Source organism: Aliidiomarina haloalkalitolerans (genome assembly GCF_003987315.1).
GTDB classification, from domain to species: Bacteria; Pseudomonadota; Gammaproteobacteria; order Enterobacterales; family Alteromonadaceae; genus Aliidiomarina; species Aliidiomarina haloalkalitolerans.
Window position 1 is genome coordinate 1 of sequence record NZ_PIPI01000027.1, and the last position, 631, is coordinate 631.

At 49.0% G+C, this 631-nt stretch carries 1 protein-coding gene; it reads left to right on the forward strand.

The features are described 5' to 3' along the window. Positions 1-577 (forward strand): RNA-guided endonuclease TnpB family protein (locus tag CWE06_RS12350; protein WP_133307005.1); only part of this gene is annotated, 577 nt, incomplete at its 5' end. Positions 578-631: the final 54 nt, after the last annotated feature.

A 631-nucleotide genomic window follows, 5' to 3' on the forward strand; every position in this document is an offset into this window, starting at 1 on the left:
GAAAAAACCGAATCCACGCTTTTTGAAGAAAGCCAGTGCCAATCTGCGCCGAAAACAAAAAGCCTTATCACGCTGCAAGAAAGGTAGCAAAGGTCGTGCAAAAGCCCGACTTAAACTCGCTAAGGCGCATCAGCGTCTGGCGAATGCTCGTGCTGATTTTCAGCACAAGCTGTCTCGACAACTCATTGACGAAAGCCAAGCGGTGATTGTCGAGACACTGAAAGTCAAAAACATGCTGAAGAACAGGAAATTGGCCAAGCACATTGCCGATGCGAGTTGGTCAGGCTTGATCCAAAAGCTGGAATACAAGTCCAAAGAGCAAGGCAAGCATCTGATTAAAATTGATCAATGGTTTGCTAGCTCTAAAACCTGCTCTTGCTGTGGACACAAGCTGGAAGAATTGTCGCTGAACGTGCGTGATTGGCACTGTCCAGCCTGTTCAACACAGCATGATAGGGACATCAATGCAGCCTTAAATATCAAGGCGCAAGGCATTTTAAAATTAAAGGCCGCAGGACTGTCGGTTTCTGCCAATGGAGGCAAGCGTCAATCTGGTCACGTACCAGTTGCTGCCTGAGAAGTTGGAAGCCTCGCCCGTGGCGCTTTAGCGCTTAGGGCGGGGAGCAGTCAC